The 7,149-nt window shown below is 68.8% G+C and carries 7 protein-coding genes; 3 read left to right on the top strand and 4 right to left on the bottom strand.

Translation table 11 applies throughout. From position 1 onward, the window contains the following. Window positions 1-281: 281 nt before the first annotated feature. Entirely contained in the window at window positions 282-458 is a 177-nt protein-coding gene (locus BFF77_RS35985; protein WP_169922737.1) for a hypothetical protein, read from the top strand. A 1,088-nt stretch (window positions 459-1,546) separates the two neighbouring features. On the opposite strand, the gene BFF77_RS27400 is transcribed toward BFF77_RS35985, so the two are convergent. Then, window positions 1,547-1,855 carry a hypothetical protein gene (locus BFF77_RS27400; protein WP_066954919.1) on the bottom strand — a complete coding sequence of 103 codons (309 nt, stop codon included), beginning with the start codon at window positions 1,853-1,855 and terminating at the stop codon, window positions 1,547-1,549. A gap of 114 nt (window positions 1,856-1,969) precedes the next feature. On the opposite strand from BFF77_RS27400, the gene BFF77_RS35980 reads away from it, so the two are divergent. Then, window positions 1,970-2,134, top strand: coding sequence for a hypothetical protein (locus BFF77_RS35980; RefSeq protein WP_169922736.1), 165 nt, complete (start codon window positions 1,970-1,972; stop codon window positions 2,132-2,134). A gap of 537 nt (window positions 2,135-2,671) precedes the next feature. On the opposite strand, the gene BFF77_RS27395 is transcribed toward BFF77_RS35980, so the two are convergent. Together BFF77_RS27395 and BFF77_RS27390 are read right to left on the bottom strand one after the other, a co-directional pair. After that, window positions 2,672-3,043, bottom strand: coding sequence for a terpene synthase family protein (locus tag BFF77_RS27395; protein WP_066954916.1), 372 nt, complete (start codon window positions 3,041-3,043; stop codon window positions 2,672-2,674). Between the two features lie 437 nt (window positions 3,044-3,480). Further along, a complete protein-coding gene (locus BFF77_RS27390; RefSeq protein ID WP_141698543.1) occupies window positions 3,481-4,047 on the bottom strand; it encodes a hypothetical protein in 567 nt (188 codons plus the stop codon). A gap of 827 nt (window positions 4,048-4,874) precedes the next feature. Between BFF77_RS27390 and BFF77_RS27385 the strand changes: the two genes are divergently transcribed. Beyond that, window positions 4,875-6,008: an SGNH/GDSL hydrolase family protein gene (locus tag BFF77_RS27385; RefSeq protein ID WP_066954910.1), complete on the top strand. Its 1,134-nt coding sequence runs from the start codon at window positions 4,875-4,877 to the stop codon at window positions 6,006-6,008. 404 nt (window positions 6,009-6,412) lie between these two features. Here the strand turns inward: BFF77_RS27385 and BFF77_RS27380 are convergent, their stop codons facing one another. Then, complete coding sequence (locus BFF77_RS27380; protein ID WP_141698542.1) at window positions 6,413-6,619, bottom strand: hypothetical protein; 207 nt, start codon at window positions 6,617-6,619, stop codon at window positions 6,413-6,415. Between the last annotated feature and the right edge of the window lie 530 nt (window positions 6,620-7,149).

Below are 7,149 nucleotides of genomic sequence, written 5' to 3'. Positions count from 1 at the left end.
GCGCCGGACTCATTCCGGCGCTGCGGACGGCACCGGACCTGGCCGCCCTCCGGATTCTCACGCTCGGCCCGCACCCTGCCCGCACGCACGCCGAGCTGCTTCAGCCAGCGGCGGTCAGGTCGGGGGGACGCTTCGTGCTGCCGCCCGGGTAGTCCGCGCGTGCGGCCCGGGGTGCCGGAAGGCAGCCACTACGCTGGTCTCCACGCTGGACACGCACCGCTTCCGATTGCACGGCGGTTCGGGCAGTGTTCCGGTTGCGCGAGCCAGGGGACCGGGACCTCGTGATCGATGCCCTGGCCGAACTGCGCTACGACATTCCAGGCGTAAACGAGCAGTCCATCCGGATCGCGCTGGCCCGCCTGCTGTCTCTGTACAGCATGGCACTGAAGTACTACGACCAGCCGGTAATCGACCTGGTCGACAATCTCCGGTCCGAAGTGTCCGCATTCTGGCGCTAGCAGCGACCGACATCTGGAAAATTGCCCGCACCGCCACTGGCTGTGCGGACCAGAGTGAAGGAAGACTGTGAACGACTCCATCGATGACCCCGTCAGGTGCATCGCCCGCTCGATCTCGCCGGCGTACGGGGCGGCCGCCGGGTCCGCCGCCAGCGCGGTGGCCACGTCCTTCCTCGCCGGGGCCCCGTCAGGGGATTGCACCAGGGCGCCGGGGACGTGGCCACCGCGCTCGGGGACCTGATCGTGACTGCGGCCGTCGTCTCGCCGTACCTGGTGCGCAGTCGGATGCGGAATGCCGCGTACGAGTACGAGCGGGCATCTCGGCGATTGCGCGTCCTCGTCCTGGACGTCCTCGCCGCGGGATCGCCTGGCCTTCTGTCGAGCGGGGGAGCCCTTCCGGCTTGTGGCCTTGGAACCGATGGCCGGGAGAGGGCTCCCGCTGCTGTGTGTGGGCCGGGTCAGCGGCGACCGGACATGCGTCGAATCCCGTCGCCGGGCTGGCTGATCATCCCGCTGACACCGCCTCGATCCCCATGGCAGGGTGCGGTGATCGGATCAGCAGACGGCAGGGGCTCCCGCGGAAGCACGGATGCGGGATGGACTGGTCGGCGTCGCGAAGAAGACGTACACCGCCTCGCGCCTCGTCAGACAGGCCGCCCGCCCGACCCGGCTACGGGTCCGTCGTCCTGCCCCAACGGGAGGTCGAGTGCTTTCTCTCGCCCTGACGGTGGTGTCGCTGACGCCAGTCGACCGCAGGTGTACGGCGTCAGGACAATCTGTGTGGTCCTCGGTCATGATTTCCGCCTTTGCGGGTCCCCGCCTGTACGTCATTCAGGACCGGGGTGCGGGCTCAGTGGACGATGTCGACGGCGGTGATCGTCAGGACGCTGTCGTGGACCCAGTACAGGACGATGGCGTCCGGGAAGGAGACGACGCGTTGGTCTGCGGCTGGCCGGAGGCCTGCGCCGAGCGGAGCCCATACGGGTCGGCGGCCAACCGCCGCATCCCGGCGTCCAGTGCATCGCGGACGGCGGGTTTCATCGTGGCGCGCTGGGCGCGGGCCCGGTAGGAGTACTGGACGTTGTAGCTCACGCAGCTTCTTCCCCGGCCGGGTTGTAGCCGGGCAGCTCTTCCATGGGGGTGCAGCCGGAGAAGTCCCCGGCGGCAAGCCGGTCGAACTGCGCGTCGATCTCCGCCCATGCCTCGGGCGGCAGTGCCCACGCGGCCAGTGTCCGTGGCAGCTCGGATGCGGGGGTTCGTCCGATCTCGGCCTCGAACTCGGCCAGCCGCTCAGGCTCGTCGGCGAGGGCCGCGCGGACCCCGTCGATCGTCGCCGGGATCTCCACGCTCTCCCCGCCGATCAGCGTCGTCCACGTCGCTTCGCTGCTGTCGCCCATGCGGCACCTCCTTCGGGCTGTTCACACTAGCGCCGTCCGGCCCCGCCGTGGCAGGACGTGAAAGGGGCGGCACGCGAAAGAACAGGCCAGACCGCTGCGTTGTCACCTGATCGGATGGCCCGCCGGGGATCGGACGGCCGCCCGGACCCCGACCTGATCAGTGCCTTCGCCGGTCCCACCTCCAAGGGCTGCTCCCAGAGGATCGTCATCACCACGTACGGCTTCGGCGCTCTCCGCCCCACCGCCTTCGGCACCGTCACCCTCAAGGGCGAGCGCTGACACCCCGCGGGTACCGGACGCCGGGCGTGTGGGGGACACCCCGGATGTTCTGGGCCGGTTCACGGGACTCAGGGCGAATGGATCATCCATGACCGATGTCTAGCCGCGCGCCCGTCGCCGTCGGCGCGAGGGGCGGCGGCGGGCGTGCGTGTTCACCCGGAGAATCGTTCCGCACCGCCGCGTCCGGCCCAGTGCGCGCCTTCACCACCACCGCCCTTTTCAGGGGCCGCACTGGTGGGGGCCCGCTCAGAGTCAGGGGGTGATGAGTTTGACAGCGGCGACAGTGAGGACGTCGGGGGCGCTGATGTAGTGGACGACGACCGCGTCGGCGCCTACGGGCCGGCGCCGGTGACCACCGTGCAGTACATCTCCTCGTTGGAGAGCACGCGGGGGGCAAGTCCGTGGTCGGCCATCGCCTGCGCGTGAGCGGCGCCCGCGGAGGACGGAGCCGCCCCGATCTCGGTGGCGGTCCGGTCGCCCGCTTCCGGATCCTGCTCCAGCGGCCACCGAACTCGCCACGTGTGGGCCCGTCAAAGGTCAGCTGGTACCGCGGTCACGAGCGAAGGCTGTGTTGTGGCCGGTGTGCGTCTGAGGGCCGGTGTCGAAGTAGTGATCGACGTTGTAGCGGGGGGTCTTCAGTCCCCAGTCGTAGTAGCCGCGCTGCATGGCCCGGATGGCTGCGAGGAATCGGGTGAGTTGCGGACTGGCCCAGGTGGCCACCTGGGCCTCCGTCGAGATGTACCCCTCGATCTCCAGGTTGTGCAGTCGGGCGGTCTCCTCGAGCGCGGTCTGCTCGTCCAGTCCGTGATGGTGCATCAGGACGTTGGGAAGGTTGAGCGGCCGGGGGCTTTCGATCTCGCTCTCCTTGCCGTAGGAGAACAGGATTCTGCTGCCGGGCGGCCGATCCACGAGGGGCGTGGGGACAGACTCACGTTTCCCCGGCCGCCCAGGTTTCCCCGGCACCGGCGCGGGCGTAGTCGCATCAGCTCCCCGAGCTGGTGCGAGTACGCGGCCGGGGCGTCGACGACGGCGCGGAGCGCCGCGAGGGACAGGTCCGCCGGCGGTTCGGCGGGCGCCGGGGGGCGGCGCGGTGCGGACGTCGCGGACGGCCTCGCGGACCACGGCCCGCCGCGCCGGCGTCATGGCCGGACGGCGCGTCGGCCGCGCGGAGGCAGAGGCCCTGCAGGGCATGACCGCCTTCTTCGCCACCTCGACCGGCGCCTTCGGCTGCGGGGGCGGAGGCGAGGCGGCCCTGCTAGTCGTGGACGACGTCGTACAGCCCGCTGAGGGAGGGCGGCACGGGCCGGTCGTGCTGACCGGCCCGTGGTGTTACGGCGCGGGCGGTCTCACGTCCAGTCCTTGGGGAGGGTGGGGAAGTGTTTGGCGAGGCTCCTGGGGTCCCGCTTGTCGGTGAAGCGGACCTGGTTGTCGAGGATGAAGCCGATGCCGTCAGTGTCCGGGTAGCAGCCGAAGATGCAGTCGGGGTTGGCCCACTCGTCGGTGAGGAACTTCCACCATTCGCCGATCTTGGTCTCGTTATCCTTGCCCCTGTCGGTGATGTGGATGGAGTCGCCCCGCCGCAGCCCGACCGCCCCGGAGTTGTAAACCCAGGCGCTGGTGATGCCCCCCTTCGTCCAGTCCTTGGGGAGGGTGGGGAAGTGGTCGGCGAGGCTCCTGGGGTTCTGCTTGTCGGTGAAGCGGACCTGGTTGTCGAGGATGAAGCCGATGCCGTTGGTGTCCGGGTAGCAGCCGAAGATGCAGTCGGGGGTGATCCACCTCCCGGTGAGGAAGTCCCACCAGTCTTCGGTCTTCGTCGTGTTGCCTTGGCCCCTGTCGGTGATGTGGATGGCGTCGATCCGCCGCAGCCCGACCGCCCCGGAGTTGTAGACCCAGCCGCTGGTGATGTCTGACATGAACTGGCCTTCCGTCATGCGCTCTGTTCTGGAGGTGTGGTGTGGACGGTGGAGGCTGGATGTTTCCTGCTGCCTCCCCGCCGCCTCAACCGGCAATCCGCCGCATTGCGCGCTGTTGGCGCAGTGAACGCACTGGCTTACCGACCGGCAAGGTAGCCCAACAATACGTTGAGTAGCAATACGGATACCCAACGTCGCCAATGGGGGTGTTGCCGCCCGCGCGGCGGCAGGGTGCGGATCGCAAGTCCGGACGGGTTCCCGCTCCCGCGGGCTCCCCTTCGGCGGCCGGACATTCTCCTGCTCCATCGGCCGCAAGGGGCGGGCCCCGCTGCGGCCGGCCTGGCGGCGCCGGCCGGGGCAATGTGGCCCGCGTCGGCGTCCTGTGCGGTCCTGTTCGATGCCGCAGACACGGAAGGCCACATTCCGGTGAATCCGGCTTCGGGCTGACGCCCTGGGCGCATGCCGCCATTTCGCCTGGGAAGCACGTTGGGTGATCAATTGGACGCGTAGCGTCGCTGCCGGTTGTTGTCCTGGCTTTCTCCATTGGCGGAGGCGGGGGTGACTGCCGGGCCGACCGCTGCGCCACGGGTTCCCGGACGCGAAGGCCGCGCGGGCGCCATCGGAGGGGAGAGACCATGGACGTGACACAGGGGCATCGGTCCCGCAGGGGAAGGACAGCATGGCGGGGAAGAGGCCGGGTCGCGGTGTGCGTGCTCGCCGCCGTCGTGCTGGCGGCGGGCGGATCAGCCGCAGCAGCCCCGGCTTCGGGGAGTTCGGGCACCGCGAGAGCGCAGGCGGCCGGTCAGGACACGGGGGCCGGTTCCACGGTGGCTGTCTCGCTGGGGGACAGTTTCATCTCCGGTGAGGGAGGCCGGTGGCAGGGCAACATCGCGATGCAGTACACCTCCGACACCGACATGTGGGGGACCGACAGGGCCTGCAACGCGGCGGGCAGTTGCGGGCCGAAGGACCCCACCCGGGTGTACGGGACCAGCTACGTCGACCCCGTCACCAGTAAGGAGAACGGCTGTCATCGCTCGGACGTCGCGGAGATCCAAAGCGCCGACCTGCCGGTCGACAAGAGGGTGAACCTGGCATGTTCGGGCGCGGTGACCAAGGACGTCCTGCCCAGGAGCGCGGGAGGCCAGACGTACAAGGGCGAGAAACCCCAGACCGACCAGCTCGCTGATCTCGCCGATCAGAGCCAGATCAAGCTGGTGCAGCTGTCCATCGGCGGCAACGACCTCGGCTTCGGCGGGGTCATCAAGGGCTGTGTCAAGACCTATGTCCTGAAGGTCACGTCCTACTGCTGGAAGAGCTGGGACGCGACGGTCAAAGAGCGCCTCAGGGACCACGTCCTGCCGAGGGTGAAGGACACCGTCAAGGCGATCCGGGGCGTCCTTGCCGAGCACGGCCACCCGGTCGGGTCCTACGTCTTCGCCCTGCAGTCCTACCCCGCCCCGGTTCCCCAGGCCGCCTCGTACCGGTATCCCCAGGGGGTCGCCGGTATCTTTTCCGACCGGTACCAGAAGGGCGGCTGCCCCTTCTACGACCAGGACACCGACTGGGCGCGCAGGACCGTGGTGCCGGCGATCGCCGAAACCCTGGAGAAGGCGGCCGACGACACCGGCATCGCCTACCTGGACCTGCAGTGGGCCTTCGACGGACACGAAGTCTGCAACACGGCCACGCAACTGCCCACCAGCGCCAACACCCTGGCCAACCCCGTACCCGGCAAGAACGCCGAGTGGATGCGGTTCCTGTCCCAGGGACCGGTCCAGACGCCGTACTCGCAGGGCCAGCAGGAGGAGTCCTTCCACCCCAACTCCTACGGCCAGAAGGCCCTCGGCAAGTGCCTCACGGAATTCCACAAGGCCGTGACCACCAGCAGCCGCAAGTTCGAGTGCCTCAACACCCCCGGCCAGGACGAGCAGAGCATGCACGTCCAGCCGATCTCGTAAACAACAAGCCGACCGACCATGACCCCGCCCGGCGGCCGGCCCGCCGGGCGGGCGGGCGTGTACGGGTCGCCCCGCGCGCGGTCCGCCCGCCATACGCTGGGAACGGGGCTCCCGAGAGGCGGATCGGCACCGACCAGCTGCGGACGGCACTGGTCGACCGGCCGCTCCCGCGGTTTCCCGACGGCCACCTGGTTCTGCCCGTGGGCATCTCGCCGTGGTTACGGCCGGACGCGCCATGCTTGCCGCAACCGTTGTTTTGTCACGTTTGCGGCCTCACAGTTCATCCCGGCCGACCGTACTTGTTTGTGGCCGTACCCGGAAACTGGCACCACGTCCTGGACCGCGATTTTGGACGCGATCCGTCTCCGGCCCGTCGGCTCCGGACATGACCGGCCGGGTGAGTCCTAGCAGTAGAGATCGCTCAGGCACAGGCCGCGCTCGTCATCGGAGGAGATATCAACGGACGTTTGGTTCGACCAGTTCACGGGGCCCTGAGGGGCCGGGGTGATGACCTCCATGTGCCAGTCATCGGCCTGTACGACACCGGCTACCGAGAGGATCATCCCGGCAGCGGCGAGCGACACGGCGGCGACAGCAGTACGAATACGCATGAACGGCTCCTGGGAATAGTGAAGCAGGCCCAACCGTGTTCGGAGGGGTCACCATCGTTGCCGCTCTGGCGGTACAGCGTGTTCAACACGCCTGGCAGCCAGGCGGAATCACCTGTAAGGGACCGGATACCAGGGCCTGCCTGACGGCGTAAGCGAGGGTTGGGCAGTGAGCGCGGGACCGCACTTCAAGGTACGCGGGTTCCAGGAATCCTGGGCTCCAGGGGTCGGGAAACCGTACGCGAGTCCCTGAATTGTACGGCCATGCGTACGGGTTGACGGCTGCCGATCAGGCATCACCCGGGGGTATTGGGATGGGCGGGGCACCGCCCGAAGCCTGCGCCCTCCGGTACTGAACGTGTGCCGCAGGTTCCGGGCCTGCGCAGATGGAGCGACCCCAACGCCCGGCTGTTCAGCGACACCGCGTGGAGGTGGCATATCTGATCAACTGCCCAGTTGGTCAGGGAGAGTCGCCGTGGAGGCCCCCGTCCGGCCCGCGGAGGCCGGGGTCGGGCGGGGTGGGAGTTGTCAGA

This window comes from Streptomyces lushanensis, from assembly GCF_001700515.1.
GTDB classification, from domain to species: domain Bacteria; phylum Actinomycetota; class Actinomycetes; order Streptomycetales; family Streptomycetaceae; genus Streptomyces; species Streptomyces lushanensis.
Note: the sequence above shows the minus strand (reverse complement) of the source record. Positions and strands in the feature narration are given on the sequence as shown.